Source organism: Micromonospora sp. RHAY321, assembly GCF_023896955.1.
GTDB lineage: Bacteria > Actinomycetota > Actinomycetes > Mycobacteriales > Micromonosporaceae > Micromonospora.
Window position 1 is genome coordinate 1 of the sequence record NZ_JAMHIW010000026.1, and the last position, 20,902, is coordinate 20,902.

Here is a 20,902-nt window from a genome sequence, read left to right on the forward strand (position 1 = left end):
TCAGGCGCGGCTGATCGCGTTGGCGTGGATCGCCTCGTTCAGGTACGCCGCAAGCCCCGGGGCGATGTCCTCGTAGTGCCGGGTGAACCGCTCGTCGGCCATGTACATGTCGGCCAACCCGGTGTGCACCTCGTACGAGCACTCGTAGAACCAGCGGCTGATGATCTGCCGGTGCTCCTCGGCCAGCTCCATCGCCTCCGGGCTGTCCGCCGGCACGCCCGACGCAAGCACCGCGACGATGCGCCGGCCCCAGTCCTCGTTCTCCTCCTTGATCCGCAGCCAGTCGTCCTTGCTGTAGCGGGAGACCCGCCGGTTCGACTCCCGGTACGCCTCGCTGTCGCCCCAACGCCGCTCGGCCTCGGCCTCGTGCTCCTCCGGGTTGAAGTCGCCGAAGACCTCGAACCGCTCCTCGGGGGTGAGTTGGATGTTCAACTTGCTCGCCTCCATCGCGAACTCGATCGCCGTGACCATCTCCTGCAACCGCGTGATCCGTACCGTCAGCAGCTCGTGCTGCCGGCGCAGGTGCGCGGCCGGGTCGGCCGCCGGGTCGTCGATGATGGCGGCGATCTCCTCCAGCGGGAAACCCAGCTCCCGGTAGAACAGGACGTGCTGCAACCGTTCCAGGTCCGCGTCGTCGTAGCGGCGGTAGCCGGCCGGGGTCCGCCCGCTCGGCGAGAGCAGTCCGATCTCGTCGTAGTGGTGCAGCGCCCGTACCGTCACGCCGGCGACCTTCGCCACCTGTCCCACCGTGTACGCCATGGTTCCCCTCCCTTCCGGGAACCAGACTCCCGCCTGCCGCTACGTCAGGGTCAAGGCCGATTCTGACCCACCGTCGCGGGGGCGTCCGGCCGCCCGTACAGATAGCCCTGGCCGCGCGGGCAACCGATGGCGGTGACCGCCGCGTGCTGCCGCTCGGTCTCCACCCCCTCGGCGACCACCGCCAGGTCGAACGCGCCGGCCAGCCGGGTGACCATCTCCACGGTGGCGTACGCCCGGTCGTCGTCGGTGCCGAGGCGGGCCACGAACGAACGGTCGATCTTCAGTTCGGTGGCCGGGATGCGGTGCAGGTAGCTCAGCGACGAGTAGCCGGTGCCGAAGTCGTCGATGGCGATCTGGATGCCCAGGTCCCGGAGCTGGCGCAGCCGCTCCAGCACCGCGTCGGTCCCCTCGATCAGCGCCGACTCGGTCAGCTCCAGGGTCAACGCGCGCGGCGCCAGCCCGGCGCCGGCGGTGGCCGCGGTGACCGTGGCGATCAGGTCGGGCCTGCGCAGGTGCGCCGCGGCGATGTTCACCGCGACCGTCGCCTCCGGCACCCGGTCCCGCCAGGTCGCGGCGGCCCGGCACGCCTCGTGGATCACCCAGCGGTCGATCGGCAGGATCAGCCCGGTCTCCTCGGCCAGCGGCAGGAACTTCGCCGGCGGCAGCAGCCCGAGCCGGGGGTGCCGCCAGCGCACCAGCGCCTCGGCGCTGCGTACCGCGCCGGTGGCCAGGTCGACGATGGGTTGGAACTCCAGGTGCAGTTGCTCCTCGTCGACCGCCCGGCGCAGGTCGGCGATCAGCTCGGCCCGCGAGACGGCCGACTCGCGCAGCGCCGGGGTGCACGTCCGGTACGCGGACTTACCGGCCGCCTTGGCCGCGTACATGGCGATGTCGGCGTCGCGCAGGAGGTCGGTGTGGGAGGCGTGCTGCGGGCCGTACTCGGCGATGCCGATGCTCGCCGACGGGTGCACTCCGACGTCGTCGTCACCGTCGGAGGGTCGCAGGGCGTCCAGCAGTCGCTGGGCCAGCCGCTCCGGGGGTACGGGCCGGTCGCCGTCGACCAGCACCGCGAACTCGTCGCCACCCAGCCGCGCGATGATGCCGTCGTCGTCCACGGCGGCCCGCATGCGAGCTGCCAGCCCGGTCAGCAGGGTGTCGCCGGTGGCGTGCCCGAACCGGTCGTTGACCTGCTTGAACCCGTCGAGGTCGAGCAGCAGCACGGCCACCGGCCGCCCGTCGCGCAGGGCCAGGCGCAGCCGCCGGTTGAACAACAGCCGGTTGGGCAGCCCGGTGAGCTGATCTCCGTACGCGAGCCGGCGCAGCCGGGCCACGAGGCGCAGGTTCTCGTTGGCGGCCAGGCCCTGCCGCACGGCGAGGGCGGCGAGCAGCACCATCATGGTCACGAACACGAGGTGCGGAGTCTGCCCGGTGGGCCGCCGGGCTATCACCACCGCGATGATGGCCCCGCCCACCGGCAGGTACGGCAGCGCCACCCGCCACCAGGGCGGCACCGGTGCCTCGGCGGTGTCGTCGGTGCCGTCGCAGTCCGGTGGTGGCGGGTTGCGGGTGGCCAGGCCGATCAGCAGGTAGCTCAGCGGCCAGCACAGGTCGATGGGGTGACCGGCGGCGTAGTCGGCGCGCGCGACCAGCGAGACGTAGACGACGTCGGCGACCACCCGGATGGTGAGGCTCGCCGCGAGCACGCTCATCGGCCGCCACACCGACCGGGCCGGGCCGGAGACCGCCACCAGGATGGTCAGCTGCATCAGGTCGAACATCGGGTAGAGCAGCCCCAGCGTGCGCGCCGGGTCGGCCAGCTCGGCGGCGGCGACGCCACGGAACACCAGCACCCAGCCGATCGGCACCAGGGCCAGCGCGACGATCACCCCGTCCAGCAGCGTCCGGGCCCGCCCCACACCGGTGCGCGGCGCGGAGGGCGAGCAGAGCAGCGCGGCGGTGCCGGTGAGGATGCCGGCGGTGAAGATCGCCCCGACGAGCGGGGTGTGCGGCAGGTCGCCACCGCCGAGCCGCTGCGCCGTCCAGATCGCCCGGCCGAGCGCGGCGAGTGCCATGGTGGCCGCGAGCAGCGTCCAGAACCGGCGCAGCGGGACCGGGTGCCGGCGGGCCACCCCGGCACAGGCGACGGTGGCCCAGCCGGCGACCAGGAGCGCGCCCACGTCGCTGACCAGCGCCGCGCCGGGCAGCGCGGCGACCAGCCAGAACGCCTCGACGAGCAGGACACCGGCTGCGACGACCAGCCCGGCTCTTCCCGGCCGGGCCGGCGCGACGGCGCTCTGCCCACCACTCGCGTCCAGTGCGGCTGGTGCCGGCGTCGGAAGGGTCGCATCGGCGAGAGCCGGCGGCGCGCCGGCCGGCTCCGAGGTGGACTCCCCCGCAGCCTGCTTCAGGTCCTCTCGCGACACGTCGCTCCGGCTCGTCGTCGTGCGTGCACCCTCGGACGGACGGAGTCCACGGCAAACCCCGAAAGCCTAGCCAGCGCCCGGGACGCCCGCCAGGGTCCGGACGGCCGCCCACATCGAGCCGGTCCGGCCACACAGGAGGCCGCGCCGGAGGGGCGTCCTCTGGTACGCGGTCAGCGGCCGCCGGAACGGTTCCAGGGGGAGCGGGGCAACCCGGTGCCCGCCAGCGGGCGGCGGGCGCGGCGGTGCTTCCGCCGGCCGGGCGTGCAGGGCGGACGTGCGGCGGTGTGCACCGGAGGGCTGACCGGTGGGGGTGGCCGGCGGATCAACCAGCAGAGGAAGCGGGCCATCGACGGCTCAGCCGACCGGGAGACGCTCGGCGTCGGCCCTGGAGATCTCGTACTGCGCCCCGCAGAACGTGCACTGCTGCGCGTACCGGGTGCGTATCGGGATGAGGGGAATGAAGAAGAGGGTGAACTTGGTCGATCGGCGGGTGATCACCTGCGCGGCGTGGTTGCCGCAGTGCCGGCAGACCTGCTGCACGACACCGGACCGGTCGACCTTGGTACGCAGACCAAAGATGAAGAACATCGCCAGCCAGTACCCACTCCAGGCCCGGATATCACCGGGAATGCCGCCGGATACGCGGCGAGCGCCGGCCCGTGGTGCCGTGGGGCCGGCGCTCGCCGCAGGGGTCCACCCCGTCAGCTGGCCGCTGCGGTCGGCTCGGGCTCCAGGCCGGGCACGTCGGCGGCGAGCCAGATCGGCTGCCATGCCTGCACCTCGTGGTAGCGGCGCAGCTCGTACAGCCCGGCCAGCGACCCGCTCCAGGCCGCGTACGGGGGGTTGCTCTCGTCGAAGCCGCTCTGCACGAAGGTCAGCGTGGTCCGGCCACCGGACTCGGCCAGCTCCCAGGTCGTGACGCCGACCGGCCCCCAGTCGACGCTCATCTTCCGGCCCGGCTCCACGTCGACCACCTTGGCCGCGTACCCGGCGTCGAAGCCGCCCATGGCGTAGCGGCCACCGGCCCACGGCTCGATGCCGATCGGGTAGCCGAACCAGGCGCTGGCCTGCTCGGAGTCGGTCAGCGACTCCCACACCTTGTCGGCGGGGGCGGCGATGACCAGCTCACCGCGCAGGTCGGAGGAGGTGAAGTCGGTCTTCGGCAGCAGCGACCGGCCCTCCAGGTGGGCGGCGAGGTTGGCGATGGCCAGCGCCCAGAAGGTCTGCAGCACGCCGCGGATGCTGGAGCCGGTCATCGCCTCGTTGAAGTCGAAGTGGCTCTGGGTCAGCGTCAGCACGGTGCTGTCCGGGCTCTCGGCGGTCAGCTGGAACTCGGTGGTGGTCTCCACGCCGTCGAGCAGCCAGCCGAAGCGCAGCGTGTCGTCATCGGCGTGCAGCAGTCGCTGGTGCGGTGCGTCGCCCTCGGGCGTGTACCGGCCCCAGAACTCGTACCGCTGGGGCAGCTCGACCTCGGCGTGCTCGGCGAGCCAGAGTCGCAGCTCGGCCGGGTCGGTCAGTGCCTGGCGGACGCGCCCGACGGGCGCGGAGAGGCGGGCCTGAACCTTCATCGGGTCACTCATGGTTGTTTCCCTTCGGATAGCAGGCGACAGCGAGCTTGAAGGCATCCCCTTCGCTGCCGCCGTAGCGGGTGAACAGGTCCTGAAGTGCGCTTTGCAGGTCGTGCAGGAACTCCTGGCGAAGCTCCGCCGGCACCCGGATCTCGCCGGACACCCCGATCGAGGGCAGCTCGGGCGCCGCCCTGTCCAGCCCGGCGATGTCGGCCTGGACCTCCTCCATCAGGTCGAGCAGGTAGCCCAGGCTGAGCTCGTCGCGGGCCCGGCGCAGCCCGATGCGGCCGATGAGCCGGGGGGACAGCCAGTAGGACCGGGCGGCGGCCTGGTAGATGCCCTCGGTGATGCCGCGGACCTTGCGTTCCTTGACCAGCTCGACGAGGCCAGCCGCGACGAGCTGCTTGACGTGGTAGTAGACGCGCTGTGGCGTCTGGTCGAGTCGGGCCGCGACCTCGGTGCAGGTGCGCGGTTCGGCCAGTTGCCGCAGCACCTCGACGCGCTGCGGCTTGAGCAGGACCTCGGCCTGCTCGATCTGCTCCAGGTACAGGACTTCTCTCATGGCAAAATCAGTTTGTACGTACAAAACTTGTTTGTCAATCGGTTCGCCAAAAGCCGCGCCGACTTTTCGGCGCGGCTTCAGGCGAGGACGGTCAGGGCAGCCAGTCGGGCCGCAACGGGTAGCTGGTCTGGCCCTCCGGGCCGTTCCGGGTGGCCAGCACCTGGTGCAGCTGGATGCCGTTGCGCTCGAACGCCATCCGCGACCCGGCCATGTACAGCCCCCACACGCGTGCGGTGCCCGCGCCGACCTCCGAGACGCAGAAGTCCCAGTGCTCCACCAGGTTGCGGCACCAGGCCGCCAGCGTCAGCGCGTAGTGCTGGCGCAGGTTCTCCTCGTGGTGCACCTCCAGCCCGGCGTCGTGGACCTCACTGATCAGCCGACCCGGGCCGGCCAACTCCCCGTCGGGGAAGACGTACCGGTCGATGAACGCGCCCGAGCGGTGCGGCGCCCGATTGTCCGCCCGGGTGATGCAGTGGTTGAGCAGCCGGCCGTCCGGCCGCAGCCGGTTGCGCAGCGCCCCGAAGTAGGCCGGGTAGTTGCGCACCCCGATGTGCTCGGTCAACCCGATCGAGGAGATGGCGTCGAACTGCTCCGCAGGCGCGTCCCGGTAGTCCATGTGCCGCACCTCGGCCAGCCCGGACAGCCCCTCCCGCTCGATCGCCGCCTGTGCCCACTGCGCCTGCGCCTTCGACAGGGTCACCCCGAGCGCCTTGACGCCGTACTCGCGCGCCGCGTGCCGGACCATGCCACCCCAGCCGCAGCCCACGTCGAGCAGCCGCATCCCCGGCTTGAGCGCCAACTTGCCGGCGACCAGGTCGTACTTCGCCGCCTGGGCCTGCTCCAACGTGTCGTCCGGAGACCGGTACACCGCGCAGGTGTACGTCATCGACGGGCCGAGCACCTTCTCGTAGAAGGCGTTCGACACGTCGTAGTGGTGCGAGATGGCCGTGCTGTCCCGCACCCGCGAGTGCCGCAGCCCGTTCATCACCCGCTTCCAGCGGGGCTGCGCCTCCTGCGGCGGGGCCGGCGGCGGCAGCAGCCGCTCCCAGCCCAGCCCACGCACCAGGGCCAACCCCTCCGTCAGCGACGGTGGGCGCAGCCGCAACTCGTCCTTGAGCACCCGCAGCGCCTCGTACGGGTCGCCCGGGTGCACCCCCTGCAACGCCAGGTCGCCGCTGACGTAGGCCCGGGCCATGCCCAGGTCACCGGGGGCCGTGAGCAGGTACGACAGGCCGCGCTCGGAACGGATCGCCAGGGTGATGCCGGCGTCGGACGGGCCGACCGCGCTGCCGTCGTACCCGGTGATGCGCACCGGCAGCGGCCCGGCGGTGACCGCACGGACCACGTCCGCCACGGTCGGTCCCGATTGCCGGCCCCCCGCCGGCGGGGTGGCCGGGGCGCTCGCCGCCCCCTGGTCTCGGTCGGTCAGGCTCATGCTCGTGCTACCGCCTTTTCGTACAGTCCCGTCAGCCGGTGGTCCGGGTCGTAGCGGTCCTTCACCGCGCGCCAGGTCTCACCCCCGTAGAGGCGGTCGAAGGCGTCCCGGTCGTAGTACGCGTCGGAGTAGAGCGACTTGTGCCCGCCGGACTCCGACACCCTGCGTTCGATCGTGCGGTTGACGTCGCCGTCGGCGGCGCCGGGCGCGATCGGCACGCTCCCCCAGAACCCAATGTTGACGTAGTCCTGCCCCGGCCGGAGGGGATACAGCGGCCAGGACCTCGCGGAACCGGGACCCGCCGGTTCGCGCAGGCGCAACGGACAGAGCCAGACAGGGTTCATCCCCACCGCGCCGGCGAACCAGCGCAGGAAGTCAGCCGTGTTCTCCAGCGGGATCTCCACGTCCTGCACCACCCGCTCCCGGGCCGGCTGGCCGCGCAGCCGGTCGATGCGGGCGGCCACCTGGTGCCGGTGCTCCAGCCGGACCAGCCGGTGGTAGACGTCGCTGCGCCGGAAGCGCGACGGCCAGAGCCGGCGCACCACGGGGTGCTGCGCGCCGAACGCCGCCGAGCACCAGAACCAGTCGGTGTCCCAGCGCCAGAGATAGTCGTACGCGGTCAGCACGTCACGGGTGCGCTGGCGCAGCGACCGGTAGTAGATCGCCTGGCCGGTGTAGTCGCTGGGCGGGTCGGCCGCGTCGGTGAACCTGGCCAGCACCAGGTACGCCTCGCCGGGGCTGAACATCACCCCGTCCATCGCGTCGACCGGTTCACCGGCCCAGGACCGTGTCGCGGTCACCTCGGCGATCGCGTCGGTGAGTGCCTCCAACTGGGTGAACCGGATGTTGCGCAACGCCACGTACCGGCCGATCGGCTGCAGCTCGATGCGCAGACGGGTGGCGTAGCCGAGGCTGCCCAGCGAGTTGGGGAACGCGGTGAACAGGTCGGCGTGCTCGCCGTCCGGCCGGGCGGTGATGATCTCGCCGGTGCCGGTGAGCACGTCCAGCTCCCGTACCGACTCGTGGGGCAGGCCGTTGCGGAAGGAGGTCGACTCGATCCCCAGGCCGGTGACCGCCCCGCCCAGGGTGATGGTGCGCAACTGCGGCACCACCAGGGGCATCAGCCCGTGCGGCAGTGTCGCGTCGACCAGGTCCTCATAGGTGCACATGCCCTGAACGTCGGCCGTGCGCCCGGTCGGGTCGACCGAGAGCACCCGGCCGAGGCCGCTCACGTCGAGGCCCGGGGTCCGGGGAGCGGACCGGGGGCGGAACAGGTTGGAGGTTCGTTTGGCGAGCCGGACAGGCTCGCCAGTGGGCACCGCGGCGTACGACCGCCGCAACGTGTCCACCGCTTGATCATGGTCAATCGAGTGATCCACACGCTCAGCGCGCATGTGATCACCTTACGCCCGTACCCAGAATTCGGTGGGATGTCGACGATGGCCGTTTCCCGTCCGGTGGCAGGCCCGGCGGTTACCGTGGCGGGCATGTCGTCGCCCGCGATCGCCGCCCTGGACTCCGCCGGCCTGCCCTACCGGTTGGTCCGCTACGGCGCTGTCGGCAGCCTGGCGGAGGCCGCCGCCGCCCGGGGCGTGGCCGTCCCGGACGTCGTCAAGACGATCGTGGTCCGCCGGGGCGCGGACGACCACCTGTTCGTGCTCACCCCCGGCGACCGGGTCATCTCCTGGCCCAAGCTGCGTGCCCTGCTCGGGGTGCACCGGCTGTCCATGCCGGACGCTGCCGGCGCCCTCGCCGCCACCGGCTACGAGCGCGGCACCATCACCCCGTTCGGCGCGAGCACCGCCTGGCCGGTGATCGCCGACCAGCGGCTGCGCGGCCGGGAGATCACCCTGGGCGCCGGTGAGCGCGGTCTCGCGGTCGCGCTCGACGCCGACGCCACGATCGCCGCTCTCGCGGCCACCGTGGCGGACGTCACGGACCCGCAGCCGACGCGCTGAGCGCAGCCGCTGTCCCAGCGACGGCCTAGTGTTGGTGCCATGCCGAAAGCCGTGTGGAACGACCTGGTCGTCGCCGAGAGCGACGACACCGTGCTGGTGGAGGGCAACCACTACTTCCCCCGCTCCGCCCTGCGCGACGACCTGATCCGCGAGTCCGCGACGCACACCGTCTGCCCGTGGAAGGGCACCGCCTCGTACTACAGCCTCGAACACGAGGGCAGCACCAGCGAGGACGCGGTCTGGTACTACCCGGAGCCGAAGCCGGACGCCGAGATGGTGCGCGACCGGGTGGCGTTCTGGAAGGACGTCCGGGTCGTCGACTGATCCCCCGACCGCGGCGGCTGGCGCCGTTCGCCGACTGGCCCCAGCCCGCCGCGGTGGGTGAGGATGGCCCGTATGTCCGCGCCCGACGAACGCCCCGACCCCGCCGGCACCGTCTACGGCGGCCGGCGGTCCGCACCCCGTTCCGGCCCGCTGGCCGATCCGCTGCTGCGGGTGGCGTTGGCCGTCGGGCTGGTCGGCGTGCTCCTGGGAGTGGTCTTCGCCACCGGGCTGCTCGACGGTGACGACGAGCCGGTGGTGCCGGCGACGGTCGGCGCCCCGTCCAGCGCGCCGGAGCCCACCGCCCCGGCGGCCGAGCCGAGCCCGAGCGCGACGGCCGAGCCGTCGCCGACCCCGTCGGCCACCCCGGCCGGCCCGCCCACCGGCCCTCGGGTGCTGCGGGCCGCCTCCGGGCTCTGCCTCGGGCTCGACGGCGACGACGAGGAGGCGGAGGCGACGTTGGCCGCGTGCACGGGTGGCCCGGAGCAGCAGTGGGTGGTCAACCCGGCCGGCGCGGACGTCGTGACGCTGACCAACGCGGCCTACGGGCAGTGCCTCGACGTCGAGGGCGGCAGCACGGACGACGGCGCGCAGATGCTGCAGTTCCCCTGCCACGGCCAGGCCAACCAGCAGTGGCGGCTGACCGCCACCGGCACCGGCCCGGTGCTGCTGGTGGCCGTGCACAGCGGCAAGTGCGGGCAGGCCGACGACGACGGCGCCGAGGCCGGGGACAAGGTCCGGCAGCGGACGTGCGACGGCCGGCCCGCCCAGCAGTGGACCCTCGGCTGAGCCCCCGGCCTCAGCCCCGGAAGCTCCACGCCCGGGGTGCGGTCGCGGCGACCAGGACGGCCTCCGGCACCGGCCGGCCCGGCCGCCGCCGCAGCAGCAACGACAGCCCGGCGGCGCCGATCGACAGGGCACCGGCCACGTACCAGGCCATCGCGTAGTCGCCGAGCCGGTCCCGGACCAGCCCCGCGCCGGTCGCCGCGAGCGCCGCACCGAACTGGTGAGCGGCGAACACCCAGCCGAACACCACGGCCCCGGCGGTGCCGAAGTACTCCCGGCACAGCGCCACGGTGGGCGGCACGGTGGCCACCCAGTCCAGGCCGTAGAAGATGATGAACACCAGCATGCTCGGCTTGGCGGTGTCGGCGAACAGGCTCGGCAGCACCAGCAGGGACGCCCCGCGCAGCGCGTAGTAGCCGCCGAGCAGCAGCCGGCTGTCCACCCGGTCGGTCAGCCAGCCGGAGGCGATCGTGCCGACGATGTCGAAGAGCCCGACCAGGGCGAGCAGCCCGGCGGCGGTGGTCTCGGTCATGCCGTGGTCGTGCGCGGCCGGCACGAAGTGCGTACCGACGAGGCCGTTGGTGGTCGCGCCGCAGATCGCGAACCCGGCGGCCAGCAGCCAGAACGGCCGGGTCCGGGCCGCGGCGGCCAGCGCGCCCAGCGCCCGCGTCGCCGCCCCGCCGGTGGCCGGCGGCGCCGCGACGACCTCGGTCGCGCCGTAGGCGGGCAGGTCGAGATCCGCCGGGTGCTCCCGCAGCAGCCACACCACCAGGGGTACGACCGCCAGCGCGGCTCCGGCCACGACGAGCGCCGCCGTCCGCCACCCGTGGTCGCGCACCAGCACCGCGACCAGCGGCAGGAAGACCAGTTGCCCGGCCGCCCCTCCGGCGGTCAGCACCCCGGTGACCAGGCCCCGCCGGCGGACGAACCAACGCCCGGTGACGGTGGCCACGAAGGCCAGGGCCATCGAGCCGGTGCCCAGCCCGACCAGCACGCCCCAGCAGAGCAGCAACTGCCAGCTGGCGGTCATGAAGACCGTCAACCCGCTGCCCGCGGCGACCAGCAGCAGTGCCACCGAGACGACCCGGCGGATGCCGAACCGGTCCATCAACGCGGCGGCGAACGGCGCGGTGAGCCCGTAGAGCAGCAGATTGATCGAGACGGCCGCAGAGATGGTGGCCAGCGGCCAGCCGAACTCCTCGTGCAGCGGGTGCAGCAGCACCGAGGGGGTGGCGCGGAAGCCGGCCGCGCCGACCAGCGCCACGAAGGCGACGGCGGCGACCAGCCAGGCGGGATGCAGGCGGCGGTTCTTACTCACGCAGACCAGTCTGTGCGGCGCCGCCGGCACCGACGAGTGGCCGGAAAGCCATCATGCGCAATAATCGGGCCATGACCGTACGCCCGCACCGGATCGCCGTCCTCGCCCTGGACCAGGTGGTCGGCCTGGACCTCGGCACCCCGTCCCAGGTCTTCAGCACCGCCCGGGGCGCCGACGGTGTGCCCCACTACGACGTGCGGGTCTGCACCCCCGGCGGCCAGCCGGTCCGCAGCACCGCCGGCTTCCAGGTCGTCCCGGACCACGGTCTGGACCTGCTCGACACGGCCGACACGGTGATCGTCCCGGGCGTCCACGACGGCAGCGCGCTGACCTCCGGCAGCGTCGAGCCGGAGGTGGCCGAGGCGCTGCGGTCGGCGTACCGGAGGGGCGCCCGCGTGATGTCGATCTGCACGGGCGCGTTCGTGCTGGCCGCCGCCGGGCTGCTCGACGGGCGCCGGGCCACCACCCACTGGGCGTACGCGGAGCGGTTCCGCCGGCTGCACGAGCGGGTGGACCTCGACCCCGGTGTGCTCTTCATCGCCGACGATCGGGTGTTCACCTCGGCCGGAGTGGCCGCCGGCATCGACCTCTGCCTGTACGTCATCCGCCTCGACCACGGCACCGAGGTGGCCAACCGGGCGGCCCGCCGCTGCGTGATGCCGCCCTGGCGGGACGGCGGCCAGGCGCAGTACATCGAGCAGCCGGTGCCGAAGGCCACCGACACCAGCACCGCGGGTGCCCGGGAGTGGGCCCGGCAGCGGCTGCACGAGTCGATCGCGCTGCGCGACCTGGCCGAGCAGGCCCGGATGAGCGTACGCACCTTCACCCGACGCTTCCGCTCCGAGACGGGGTTGAGCCCGGCGCAGTGGCTGCTCCAGCAGCGCACCGACCACGCCCGACTGCTGCTGGAGACGACCGACCTCACCGTCGACCAGATCGCCCACCGCTGCGGCTTCGGCACCACCGCCGCCCTGCGCCAGCAACTCCACCAGCGCATCGGCGTCGCCCCCTCCACCTACCGCCGCACCTTCCACCCCCGCACCGAGCTCCTAAAAAGCTGACCCGCGCCTACGCCCCGCCCCGCCCACCCGCCCACCCGCGATGCCCGCCCGCGATCTTGCACTTTCGGTCGCCCATTCGCCCGCTGTGCCCCTATTTGTCGAGGCAGGAAGTGCAAGATCGGCGGGGGTCCAGCGGGGGTCAGCACGGGTCAGGGGCGGCGGAGCATGTGCAGTTGGGCCTGGTGTTTGGGCAGGTGGACCCGGGTGTGCAGGTCGAGGGTGCGGGACCAGGGCAGCGGCTCGTCGACGATGAGGTCGAAGCCCTCCCGCAGGTGGGTCTCGACCGGGGTGTCCGCCTCCAGGCCGAGCTGGTCGACCAGCGCGCACAGGCGGTCGCTGGTGCCGTGCAGCAACGCGGTCAGGCCGCGCAGGCCACCCTGCTCGGCGACCAGCGCGTCGAGCTGCGGGCGGTGGATGTCGTCCAGGTCGTAGTAGGCGAACGCCGACCCGGCCAGCAGCGCCTCGGTGGCCTGGACCATCAGCTCGTCGTTGGCGACCAGGTGCGCGACGATCTGCTCGGCGCTGAGCTGACCCTCCGGCGGCGGCCCGAACCCCGCCTCGTCGTCGATCTCCGCGAACACCGCGTCGTACGCGCGCCGCAGCCCTCCGCTCTCCACACCCCCAGTCAACCCCGCCCGGCGGGGGTTAGCGGCGGGATTGGCGGGAGCGGAGGTAGTCGCTGACGACGTACTCGCCCAGGTCGTCGGTGTCGGGGGTGAACATCCGCCCCCGGCTGCGCCGGGCCACCGCGTCGACGAAGCGGCGCAGACCCGGATCGTCACCGAGCATGAACAGGTTGAGCGTGGCGCCGTAGCGGCTGAGCCGGTCCACCTCGCGGACCGTCGCCTCGATCGTCTCCGGCAGCGGCGGCCAGTGGAACAGCGCCTCCCCGTCGTCCGGGTCCAGGTGGGCGGTCGGCTCGCCGTCGGTGACCACCAGCACCACCGGCTCGGCGTCCGGGTGCCGGCGCAGGTGCCGACCGGCCAGCCGCAGCGCGTGCTGGAGGTTGGTGCCCTGCTCCATGTCCGGTTCGACGGCGGCCAACTCCTGCTGGGTGAGCGTCATCGCCTCCCGGCCGAAGCCCACGATCTGCAGCGCGTCCTGCGGGAACCGGGTCTCCATCAGGTGCGCCAGTGCCAGCGCCGTCTGCTTCATCGGCCCCCAACGACCCTGCGAGATCATCGAGTACGAGAGGTCCACGCAGAGCACCACCGCCGCGGAGGCCCGCTTCTCGGTCTCCACCACCTCGAAGTCGTCCACCGTGAGCTGCACCGGCACGCTCGGGCCACCCCGGCTCACCGCCCTGGTGAGCGTCCGGACCACGTCCAGCGGCTGCTCGTCGCCGTACTGCCACGGACGGGACGCGCCGCTGACCTCACCGGCGGCACCCGCCGACCGCAGGTCGTGCTGGCCTCGCGGCCCGGCGGTCAGCTCGGAAAAGACCCGTCGCAGCGCGGTCCCGCCGAGTCGGCGCAGCGCCTTCGGGCTCAGCGTGAGGCCGTCGGTGTCCCGACTCACCCAGCCCTGCCGGCGCAGCTCCCGCTCCAGCTCACGCAGCCGGCGGACCTCGTCGGCGGCGTCCCGGCCCAGCGTCCGGGCCACCGCGTCGACGTCCACGTCGTCCAGGGTGGCGCCCGGGTGTTCCTGGTCGAGCTGGTCCAGTAGCTCGTCCAGCTCGCCGATCTCACCCAACGCGCCGGCCGCGTCGGCGTAGCCCAGCGGCTGCTCGCCCCGGACCCGCTCGCCGCGCCCCCACCGCAGATCCGGTCGCAGCGCCCGCAGGTTCGCGTCCAGCGCGGACAGCTCCCCGGCCAGCCGGTCGCCGAGCGACTGCTGCATCAGCCCGGCCAGCTCGGCGCGCTGCCGGTCGGAGAGTGAGTTCATGAGCCGTTCGCCGGCCGCCGAGCGGCGGGCCAGCACGTCGACCAGCTCGTCGACGGTCTCCGGCTTCTCCGGGAAGAAGTCGCCGTGCCGGCGCATGAACTCGGCGAACGCGTCGGTGGTGTCCTCCGCGCGGCCGTGCCGGGCCAGCAGGTCGTTCAGGTCCCGCATCATCTCGGCCAGCCGCTGCTGGGCGGCCGGGTCGGCGGAGGCGCGCACCGCGTCGCGCAGCCCGGCGAAACGCTGACCGAGGACGTCGTCGCGGAGCTGGTCGAGGATCTGCTGGTACGACCGGCGGGCGTCCTCGCTGGCCCACTGGTAACCGGCCAACTCCTCCACCGCCCGCGACGTGGAGCGGGGCAGGTTGTCCAGCACCGACTCGGCGAACCGCGCGGCGTCGTCGTCGCGGCCCCGCAGTTCGTCCCGCTCGGCGGCGAGGGCCTGGTCGAGCAGTGCCTGCGCCCGGGTCACCGCGCCGTCCAGGTCGCCCCTGCGCAACGCCTCCCGGCGCAGCCGCCGGGCACGGGCGGCCAGGTCGTCGAGCCCGCCACGGCCCTGCGGGCCACGGCGCAGCAGGTCGCGCAGCGCCTCCCGGAGGCTGCCACCGGCCAGCACCTCGGCGCCGACCGCGTCCACCGCCTCACGCACGTCGTACGGGGGCGCGAGCGGGTCCGGCCCGCCGCGCCACTGCCCGTACCGGAACCGGTTGCCGGCCATGGTCAGCCCCGGCCGCCGTAGACGGTGCGCCCGGAGTCGCTGATGTCCTTGCCGAGCCGGCGGGTCAGGTGCAGCCCTTCCAGCACGAACTCGACGCCGGCGGCGGCCTCCTCGGGGGTGGGCGCGTCGCCCAGACCGAGCCGGTCCAGCACCTTGGCCAGGCCGGGCACGGTGCCCACCTGGCGCAGCAACTCGGCGGCACCGACCAGCTCACCGGTCTCGATGGCAGCGCCGTCCTCGACGAGGTTGGTGAAGCCGGACAGGTCCAGCCCGGCGAGGCGGGCCCGGAACGTCTCGGCGGTCGCGGTCCGCAGCAGGTGGGCGAGGATCTCGATCTCCCGCCCCTCCTCGCCGCTCTCGAACTCCACCTTGCCGCGCAGGGTGCTGGTCACCGACACCGCGTCGCCGACCCGGGCCACCGCTGCCTCCGGTTGACCCTCCGCGTTGCCGGGAGCGGCGAGCAGGCCGGCGCGACGCAGCGCGGCGCCGGCCACCGTCTCGGCGGCGGCGATGGCGAACCGGGCGGAGACTCCGGAGCGCGGGTCCACCGACGGCGACTCGCGCACCGCGCGGGCGAACCGGGCCAGCACCTCCAGGACGTGCTCCGGCACCTCGGCGACCAGGTCGGCCTCCTGCCGGATCAGCTCCAGCTCCAACTCCAGGTCGACCGGGTAGTGGGTGCGGATCTCCGCGCCGAACCGGTCCTTGAGCGGGGTGATGATCCGACCCCGGTTCGTGTAGTCCTCGGGGTTGGCGCTGGCCACCAGGAGCAGGTCCAGCGGCAGCCGCAACTGGTAGCCACGGACCTGGATGTCCCGCTCCTCCAGCACGTTGAGCAGCGCCACCTGGATCCGCTCGGCCAGGTCGGGCAGCTCGTTGACGGCGAAGATGCCCCGGTTGGTGCGGGGCACCAGGCCGAAGTGAATGGTCTCCGGGTCGCCGAGGGTGCGGCCCTGGGCGATCCGGATCGGGTCGACGTCACCGATCAGGTCGCCGACGCTGGTGTCCGGGGTCGCCAGCTTCTCGCCGTAGCGCATCGAGCGGTGCAGCCAGCCGACCGGCTGGTCGTCGCCGGCCTCGGCGACCTGGGCGCGGGACGCCGGGGTGAGCGGGTGCATCGGGTGTTCGTTGAGCACCGAGCCGGGAATGATGGGCGTCCACTCGTCGAGCAGCGCGCCGAGCGAGCGGATCAGCCGGGTCTTGCCCTGGCCGCGCTCGCCGAGCAGCACCATGTCGTGCCCGGCGAGCAGTGCCCGCTCGACCTCGGGCAGCACGGTGTCGTCGTAGCCGACGATGCCGGGGAAGCGATCCTCGCCGGAACGCATCCGGGCGAGGAGGTTGTCGCGGAGTTCCTGCTTGACGGTGCGGTACTGGTGACCGGCCGCCCGAAGCGCGCCGAGCGTGCCGGGCAGGTCGGCCGGTGGGACCGGGATTACCGGGGAGGGCGCAGTCACCCGACCCACGCTAGCTCACATTCGCGGGGGCGCCCCGGGCATCGGGGGGCACCCCCACTCCCACCCTCAGCTCCGCCCGCAGCGCCGGCAGGCTCCGCGGCGGCGCAGGTGGTACGCGTAGGTGGCGGCACCGAGCGCCACGCCCCACAACGGCCAGAGCAGCATCGGCGCCCCGGTCAGGCTGAACCCGCCGGTGAGCCGCCAGAACTCGGGGTTGGTGAGCAGGCCCAGTGTGGCGGCGGTCACCGCGATGGCGACCAGCGTGGCCGGCACGACGGCCAGCTTCACCGGCACCCGGCGACCAGCGAGCCCGACCATCCAGCGTGGGAACCGCTCGCCCCACCGCTGCACCAGGCCGAGGGTGAGGATCGCGCCGACGGTGGCGAACGCGCCCAGCCCGAACCCGGCCCACACCAGCCCGGTGTCCTGCATCTCGGCCAGGAACTCCCGCGAGATGCCCAGCGGGATGCCGGCCGTCCAGGCGAACCGGGTCAGCGCGTACGTCAACGGGATGGCCGCGGCGATGCCGGCGGCCCACCGGCCCCAGCGCGCGGCGGCGGCCGGGGTGGTCCAGCCACGGTCGGTGCCGTCGCGGCCGCACCCGACGCAGGCCCCGGCGGTGCGGCGCTGCCAGGCGAGCACCGCCCCGGCCAGCAGCAGCCCGCCGACGAGCGCGGCGAACCGGGCGAACAGCGCCCAGGTGAAGATCTCGGCGTAGTCGACCGGCGGCCAGCCGAACGGCGCACCGATGATCAGCATCGGCAGGTAGCCGAGGATGACCAGCACCCGGGCGTCCGGAACGACAACGGCGAGCACGAACGCCACGGTCCAGCCGTAGCCGGCGAGCAGCGTCCGCAGTGGGCCGGGTGGGCGTACGGCCGGGCGGCTCATGGCCAGGGCGGCCACCGCGGCGGTGAGCAGCACGCCGGCGAAGAGCGGGGTGGCCACCTCCACCGGCACCAGGCGGAGCAGGCTGACGTCGCCGCCGTGGGGGTCGTTCGGGCCGAACGGGTAGCCGGCGCCGGTGAGCGTGCCGAGCAGGGCGAGGACGCCCCACAGGCCGAGCCAACCGGCGGCCAGTGGGGCGAGCCGGTCCGGCCAGCGGGAGTCGGCACGGGGTCGGGAGGCAGTGATCGTTGTCATGCTCTCAGCCTGGTCCGACAGCAGGTCGGTGCCCTCCCGGCCGGCGGTGAAGCCGCTCCCCCGGCGGAGGGACCGGTCAGCCGGACGGGGTGACGAAGCCAGACTCGTAGGCGGCGATGACCGCCTGGGTACGGTCGCGGACGCCCAGCTTGGCCAGCACGTTGCCGACGTGCGTCTTCACCGTCTCCACCCCGACCACCAGGTGCGCGGCGATCTCCGGGTTGGACCGGCCGGTGGACATGAGGCGCAGCACCTCGGCCTCCCGCTCGGTGAGCCGTGCCCCGCGCAGCCGGTCGCCGCCGGCCGGCCCGTACGCCCCGACCAGTTGGCGGATCGCGGCGGGGAAGAGCAGCGATTCCCCCGCCGCGACGACCCGGACGGCCTCCACCACCTCGGCGGGCCGGGCCCGCTTGAGCAGGAAGCCGGAGGCGCCGGCGCGCAACGCCTCGTAGACGTACTCGTCGTTGGCGAACGTGGTGACCACCAGCACCCGGGGCGGGTCGGCGGAGGTGGCCAGCAGGTGCCGGGTGGCCTGGATGCCGTCGATGCCGGGCATCCGCACGTCCATCAGCACCACGTCCGGCCGGTGCCGGGCGACCAGCGGCGGCACCTCGGCGCCGTCGGCGGCCTCGGCGAGCACGCGCAGGTCGGGTTGGGCGTCGATGATTGCCCGCAGCCCGATCCGGATCAGCTCGTCGTCGTCGACGATCAGCACGCCGGTGGTCATCGCGTCCCCTCGTACGGCAGGCGGGCCCGGATCAGCCACCGCTCGCCGTCCGGGCCCACGGTGAGCCTGCCGCCGAGCAGCAGCACCCGCTCGCGCATGCCGTCCAGGCCCCGACCACCACGACCGGGGTCGGCGCGGTCTGCCCGGCCCACCGCGTTGACCAGTTCCAGCTCCAGCGCGTCCGGGTGCAGGTCCAGGCGCAACGTCACGGGCCCGTGCCCGTACCGGGCGGCGTTGGTCAGCCCTTCCTGGACGATCCGGTAGCCCTCGCGGGAGACCGCCGCGGGCACCCGCGCCGGGTCGCCGGCGCGCTGCGCGTGCACCGTCAGCCCGGTCGCGCGGGCGTCGGTGACCAGCCGGTCCAGGTCGGCGAGAGTACGCTGCGGCGCCGCCCCGCTCCGGTCGCCGCCGGTCTCGCGGAGCAGCCCGAGTACGTGGTCGAGCTCGTCCATGGCGGTCCTCCCGGCGTTCTCGATGGCGGTGAGCGCCCGCCGGACGAACTCCGGGTCGGTGTCGAGCACCTCGCGGGCGGCGCCGGCCTGGAGGGTGGCCACGGTCAGCGCGTGGCCGACCGAGTCGTGCAGTTCCCGGGCCAGGCGGTTGCGTTCGGCGAGCCGGGTGGCCCGCGCCTCCAGGGCGGCGATCCGCTCCGCCTGCGCGGGGCCGAGCAGCACCGGCGCCATCGACCCGGCGAGCGCGCCGAGCGCCGCGACGGCGTAGCCGAGGCCGACCAGCAGGGCCACCCCGGTCAGCGTCAACCAGCCGCTGTCCCGCCCGTGGAGCGGCCCGAACCGTTCCCGGCTGGTCAGCTCGTCGCCGACGCCGAACTGCTGGGCGATGAAGGCCAGCGCCATCGGCAGGGCGCTGAACAGCGCGACCATCACCAGAGCCCCGACGACGAGGTGGGTGGTGATCCAGAGCGCGCTGCGCAGGCGGGTTTCCCGGTCGCCGCGGTGCCCCGCTGCGGGCTCAGGCAGGTCGACGCCGAGCAACGCCCGCACGGCGGCGATCTCCAGTGCCCGGCTGCCGTCCAGCAGCAGCGGCACCACGGCGATCAGCGCCGCGATCACCAGCAGGGCGTACACCAGTGGGCGGGGGATCTCCGCGTCGCCGAGCAGTTGGGCGAAGGTCACCGCGAGGAGCCCGTACGGCAGCGCCAGCACCCCGCCCAGCAGCAGGAACACGCCGCGCCGCCAGGTGCTGCCGGCGACCAGCGGAGCCAGTGCCGCTCGGAGGGTCATCACGCCATTCTGCGGCCGACTCCCCGGGGTGCGACTCCCCCGCACCGGGGAGATCTCAGCGGTGGTCGGCCACGTACGACTGCGGGTCCTTGTCGCGGAACGGCAGGTTGCGCCCGTTCTTGTGCTCGCCGTAGAAGGTCAGCCAGCGGTGGCCCAGTTCGGCGCGCAGTTCGGTGCCGGCGTGCCGGCGGAAGTCGGGCAGCGCCTCGTCCTCCTCCTCGGCCAGGTGCTCGCTGTTCTCGCGGCGGGCCGTGCCGACCGCCTCCCACCAGCGATCGGAGCCGACCGGGTGCAGCTTGGACTCGGCGATGGCGTCGCGGATCTTGTTGTGGTCGCCGATCGCGTCGGCGGTCTCGTCCTCACCGTCGTCGCCGTGCTTGACCAGGTGCGGGTAGAGGATCGCCTCCTCCGCCTCGGCGTGGATGTCCAGGTGCAGGGCGAGCGCCTCCCAGATGGCTAGCAGCTCCTGCTCGTCGCGGGCGTCGTCGAGGCGGGCGAAGCCACGCCGGAACGCGGCGTGGTCGTCCAGGATCAGTGCGGTGATGTCGTCCACTGTGCTCACTTTCCCGTCGGCCCGGCGAACCGGGCGCGCAGCATTCGGGGCATCGCGGCGAGGCCGGTGACCGGGCGGAACCGTTTGGCGGCCTCGGCGAGCGCGGCGTGTTCGTCGTCGGCGAGGTCGATGTCGGCGGCGGCCGCGTTGCGTTCCATCTGCTCCACGCCGGACGCGCCGGGGATGGCCAGCACGTTCGGGTGGCGCAGCAGGTAGGCCAGTGCGATCTGGCTGGGGGTGGCGTCGTGGGCGTCGGCGACCTGGCGCAGCGTGTCGATCAGGTTGGCGCCCCGCTCCAGGTTCTCGGGCAGGAAGTACGGGTTGGCCCGCCGGACGGCGCCGGTGGGCGGGTTCTTCGCGTCGTAGCGGCCGGAGAGGAAGCCCTGTGCCAGCGGGCTGTACGCGATGACGACGCGGCCGGCCTGCCGCGCGTACGGCAGCAGGTCCTGCTCGGGTGCCCGGTCCAGCATGCTGTAGCGCACCTGGTTGGTGAGCACCCGCCGGCCGAGCGCCGCCTCGGCGACCTGCCAGCGGTGCAGCCCGTAGTTGCTCACGCCGACCTCGCCGACCAGCCCGACGTCCTGCAACGCCCGCATGCCGCGCATCGTGCTGTGGTCGGCGACCAGCGGGTGGGGCTGGTGCACCTGGTAGAGGTCGAGGCTGGTGACGCCGAGTCGGGCCGCCGAGGCGACCGCCCGCTGCTGCACCACGGCGGCCACCGGCAGCACCGGGAAGATCTTGCTGGCGACCACGACCTTGTGCCGGTCCTCGCCGAGCGCGGCACCGAGGATCCGCTCGCTGCGCCCGAAGCCGTAGACCTCGGCGGTGTCGAAGACGGTCACGCCCAGCTCGACGGCCCGGCGGACGATCTGCGTCGCACGCTGCTCGAAGTCCGGGCCGTAACCCCACTCGCGGGAGCCGAACTGCCAGGTGCCCAACCCGATCTTGGACAGCGGTTTGGGGGTGTCGAGCGCGATGAGACGCATGGTCTCGAA

20 protein-coding genes are annotated in these 20,902 nt (G+C 73.4%); 4 read left to right on the plus strand and 16 right to left on the minus strand.

Going from position 1 to position 20,902, the window contains the following annotated elements; genetic code table 11:
• The 7 genes from M8C17_RS30300 to M8C17_RS30330 all read right to left on the minus strand — a co-directional run bounded on the left by M8C17_RS30300 (window position 1) and on the right by M8C17_RS30330 (window position 8,141).
• Complete coding sequence (locus tag M8C17_RS30300) at window positions 1-759, minus strand: MerR family transcriptional regulator (protein ID WP_252420006.1); 759 nt, start codon at window positions 757-759, stop codon at window positions 1-3.
• A gap of 50 nt (window positions 760-809) precedes the next feature.
• Window positions 810-3,182, minus strand: coding sequence for an EAL domain-containing protein (locus M8C17_RS30305; RefSeq protein ID WP_252420007.1), 2,373 nt, complete (start codon window positions 3,180-3,182; stop codon window positions 810-812).
• Window positions 3,183-3,536: 354 nt separating this feature from the next.
• Window positions 3,537-3,770, minus strand: a complete 234-nt coding sequence (locus tag M8C17_RS30310; RefSeq protein WP_252420008.1) for a zinc-ribbon domain-containing protein — start codon at window positions 3,768-3,770, stop codon at window positions 3,537-3,539.
• A gap of 113 nt (window positions 3,771-3,883) precedes the next feature.
• Window positions 3,884-4,762 (minus strand): SRPBCC family protein, encoded by an 879-nt coding sequence (locus tag M8C17_RS30315; RefSeq protein ID WP_252420009.1) that lies wholly within the window; start codon window positions 4,760-4,762, stop codon window positions 3,884-3,886.
• Window positions 4,755-5,312, minus strand: a complete 558-nt coding sequence (locus M8C17_RS30320; RefSeq protein WP_252420010.1) for a helix-turn-helix domain-containing protein — start codon at window positions 5,310-5,312, stop codon at window positions 4,755-4,757. The genes M8C17_RS30315 and M8C17_RS30320 overlap by 8 nt, the downstream gene beginning before the upstream one ends.
• 91 nt (window positions 5,313-5,403) lie before the next feature.
• Window positions 5,404-6,747: a class I SAM-dependent methyltransferase gene (locus M8C17_RS30325; protein WP_252420011.1), complete on the minus strand. Its 1,344-nt coding sequence runs from the start codon at window positions 6,745-6,747 to the stop codon at window positions 5,404-5,406.
• Window positions 6,744-8,141 carry an FAD-binding oxidoreductase gene (locus M8C17_RS30330; protein ID WP_252420013.1) on the minus strand — a complete coding sequence of 466 codons (1,398 nt, stop codon included), beginning with the start codon at window positions 8,139-8,141 and terminating at the stop codon, window positions 6,744-6,746. Before M8C17_RS30330 ends, M8C17_RS30325 begins: the two co-directional genes overlap by 4 nt.
• A 93-nt stretch (window positions 8,142-8,234) precedes the next feature.
• Between M8C17_RS30330 and M8C17_RS30335 the strand changes: the two genes are divergently transcribed.
• The 3 genes from M8C17_RS30335 (at window position 8,235) to M8C17_RS30345 (ending at window position 9,815) form a co-directional block, all read left to right on the plus strand.
• Window positions 8,235-8,705 (plus strand): aminoacyl-tRNA deacylase, encoded by a 471-nt coding sequence (locus M8C17_RS30335; protein WP_252420015.1) that lies wholly within the window; start codon window positions 8,235-8,237, stop codon window positions 8,703-8,705.
• Window positions 8,706-8,744: 39 nt separating this feature from the next.
• On the plus strand, window positions 8,745-9,029 hold the full coding sequence (locus tag M8C17_RS30340; RefSeq protein ID WP_252420017.1) for a DUF427 domain-containing protein: 285 nt from the start codon (window positions 8,745-8,747) through the stop codon (window positions 9,027-9,029).
• Between the two features lie 72 nt (window positions 9,030-9,101).
• Entirely contained in the window at window positions 9,102-9,815 is a 714-nt protein-coding gene (locus tag M8C17_RS30345; RefSeq protein ID WP_252420019.1) for an RICIN domain-containing protein, read from the plus strand.
• A 10-nt stretch (window positions 9,816-9,825) separates the two neighbouring features.
• Here M8C17_RS30345 and M8C17_RS30350 read toward each other — a convergent pair whose 3' ends face one another.
• Complete coding sequence (locus M8C17_RS30350) at window positions 9,826-11,130, minus strand: MFS transporter (protein WP_252420021.1); 1,305 nt, start codon at window positions 11,128-11,130, stop codon at window positions 9,826-9,828.
• Between the two features lie 53 nt (window positions 11,131-11,183).
• Between M8C17_RS30350 and M8C17_RS30355 the strand changes: the two genes are divergently transcribed.
• Window positions 11,184-12,191 carry a GlxA family transcriptional regulator gene (locus M8C17_RS30355; RefSeq protein WP_252420023.1) on the plus strand — a complete coding sequence of 336 codons (1,008 nt, stop codon included), beginning with the start codon at window positions 11,184-11,186 and terminating at the stop codon, window positions 12,189-12,191.
• A 149-nt stretch (window positions 12,192-12,340) separates the two neighbouring features.
• On the opposite strand, the gene M8C17_RS30360 is transcribed toward M8C17_RS30355, so the two are convergent.
• The 8 genes from M8C17_RS30360 to M8C17_RS30395 form a co-directional block, all read right to left on the minus strand.
• Entirely contained in the window at window positions 12,341-12,808 is a 468-nt protein-coding gene (locus tag M8C17_RS30360) for a hypothetical protein (RefSeq protein ID WP_252420025.1), read from the minus strand.
• 28 nt (window positions 12,809-12,836) lie between these two features.
• Window positions 12,837-14,789 carry a VWA domain-containing protein gene (locus M8C17_RS30365; RefSeq protein WP_252420027.1) on the minus strand — a complete coding sequence of 651 codons (1,953 nt, stop codon included), beginning with the start codon at window positions 14,787-14,789 and terminating at the stop codon, window positions 12,837-12,839.
• 2 nt (window positions 14,790-14,791) lie between these two features.
• Complete coding sequence (locus tag M8C17_RS30370) at window positions 14,792-16,252, minus strand: sigma 54-interacting transcriptional regulator (protein ID WP_252420028.1); 1,461 nt, start codon at window positions 16,250-16,252, stop codon at window positions 14,792-14,794.
• 57 nt (window positions 16,253-16,309) lie between these two features.
• Window positions 16,310-17,386 carry a hypothetical protein gene (locus M8C17_RS30375; RefSeq protein ID WP_252420029.1) on the minus strand — a complete coding sequence of 359 codons (1,077 nt, stop codon included), beginning with the start codon at window positions 17,384-17,386 and terminating at the stop codon, window positions 16,310-16,312.
• 76 nt (window positions 17,387-17,462) lie between these two features.
• A complete protein-coding gene (locus tag M8C17_RS30380; protein ID WP_252420030.1) occupies window positions 17,463-18,113 on the minus strand; it encodes a response regulator transcription factor in 651 nt (216 codons plus the stop codon).
• Window positions 18,110-19,354, minus strand: a complete 1,245-nt coding sequence (locus tag M8C17_RS30385; RefSeq protein WP_252420031.1) for a histidine kinase — start codon at window positions 19,352-19,354, stop codon at window positions 18,110-18,112. The genes M8C17_RS30380 and M8C17_RS30385 overlap by 4 nt, the downstream gene beginning before the upstream one ends.
• Before the next feature lie 55 nt (window positions 19,355-19,409).
• A complete protein-coding gene (locus M8C17_RS30390; protein ID WP_252420032.1) occupies window positions 19,410-19,907 on the minus strand; it encodes a hemerythrin domain-containing protein in 498 nt (165 codons plus the stop codon).
• A 5-nt stretch (window positions 19,908-19,912) separates the two neighbouring features.
• Window positions 19,913-20,893, minus strand: coding sequence for an aldo/keto reductase (locus M8C17_RS30395; RefSeq protein ID WP_252420033.1), 981 nt, complete (start codon window positions 20,891-20,893; stop codon window positions 19,913-19,915).
• Between the last annotated feature and the right edge of the window lie 9 nt (window positions 20,894-20,902).

Excerpts from the sequence above, each read along its gene's own strand:
- M8C17_RS30300 (WP_252420006.1), bottom strand. The coding sequence starts at position 759 with ATGGCGTACACGGTGGGACAGGTGGCGAAGGTCGCCGGCGTGACGGTA.
- M8C17_RS30310 (WP_252420008.1), bottom strand. The coding sequence starts at position 3,770 with ATGTTCTTCATCTTTGGTCTGCGTACCAAGGTCGACCGGTCCGGTGTC.
- M8C17_RS30315 (WP_252420009.1), bottom strand. The coding sequence starts at position 4,762 with ATGAGTGACCCGATGAAGGTTCAGGCCCGCCTCTCCGCGCCCGTCGGG.
- M8C17_RS30320 (WP_252420010.1), bottom strand. The coding sequence starts at position 5,312 with ATGAGAGAAGTCCTGTACCTGGAGCAGATCGAGCAGGCCGAGGTCCTG.
- M8C17_RS30325 (WP_252420011.1), bottom strand. The coding sequence starts at position 6,747 with ATGAGCCTGACCGACCGAGACCAGGGGGCGGCGAGCGCCCCGGCCACC.
- M8C17_RS30330 (WP_252420013.1), bottom strand. The coding sequence starts at position 8,141 with ATGCGCGCTGAGCGTGTGGATCACTCGATTGACCATGATCAAGCGGTG.
- M8C17_RS30335 (WP_252420015.1), top strand. The coding sequence starts at position 8,235 with ATGTCGTCGCCCGCGATCGCCGCCCTGGACTCCGCCGGCCTGCCCTAC.
- M8C17_RS30340 (WP_252420017.1), top strand. The coding sequence starts at position 8,745 with ATGCCGAAAGCCGTGTGGAACGACCTGGTCGTCGCCGAGAGCGACGAC.
- M8C17_RS30345 (WP_252420019.1), top strand. The coding sequence starts at position 9,102 with ATGTCCGCGCCCGACGAACGCCCCGACCCCGCCGGCACCGTCTACGGC.
- M8C17_RS30355 (WP_252420023.1), top strand. The coding sequence starts at position 11,184 with ATGCGCAATAATCGGGCCATGACCGTACGCCCGCACCGGATCGCCGTC.
- M8C17_RS30365 (WP_252420027.1), bottom strand. The coding sequence starts at position 14,789 with ATGGCCGGCAACCGGTTCCGGTACGGGCAGTGGCGCGGCGGGCCGGAC.
- M8C17_RS30375 (WP_252420029.1), bottom strand. The coding sequence starts at position 17,386 with ATGACAACGATCACTGCCTCCCGACCCCGTGCCGACTCCCGCTGGCCG.
- M8C17_RS30380 (WP_252420030.1), bottom strand. The coding sequence starts at position 18,113 with ATGACCACCGGCGTGCTGATCGTCGACGACGACGAGCTGATCCGGATC.
- M8C17_RS30385 (WP_252420031.1), bottom strand. The coding sequence starts at position 19,354 with ATGACCCTCCGAGCGGCACTGGCTCCGCTGGTCGCCGGCAGCACCTGG.
- M8C17_RS30395 (WP_252420033.1), bottom strand. The coding sequence starts at position 20,893 with ATGCGTCTCATCGCGCTCGACACCCCCAAACCGCTGTCCAAGATCGGG.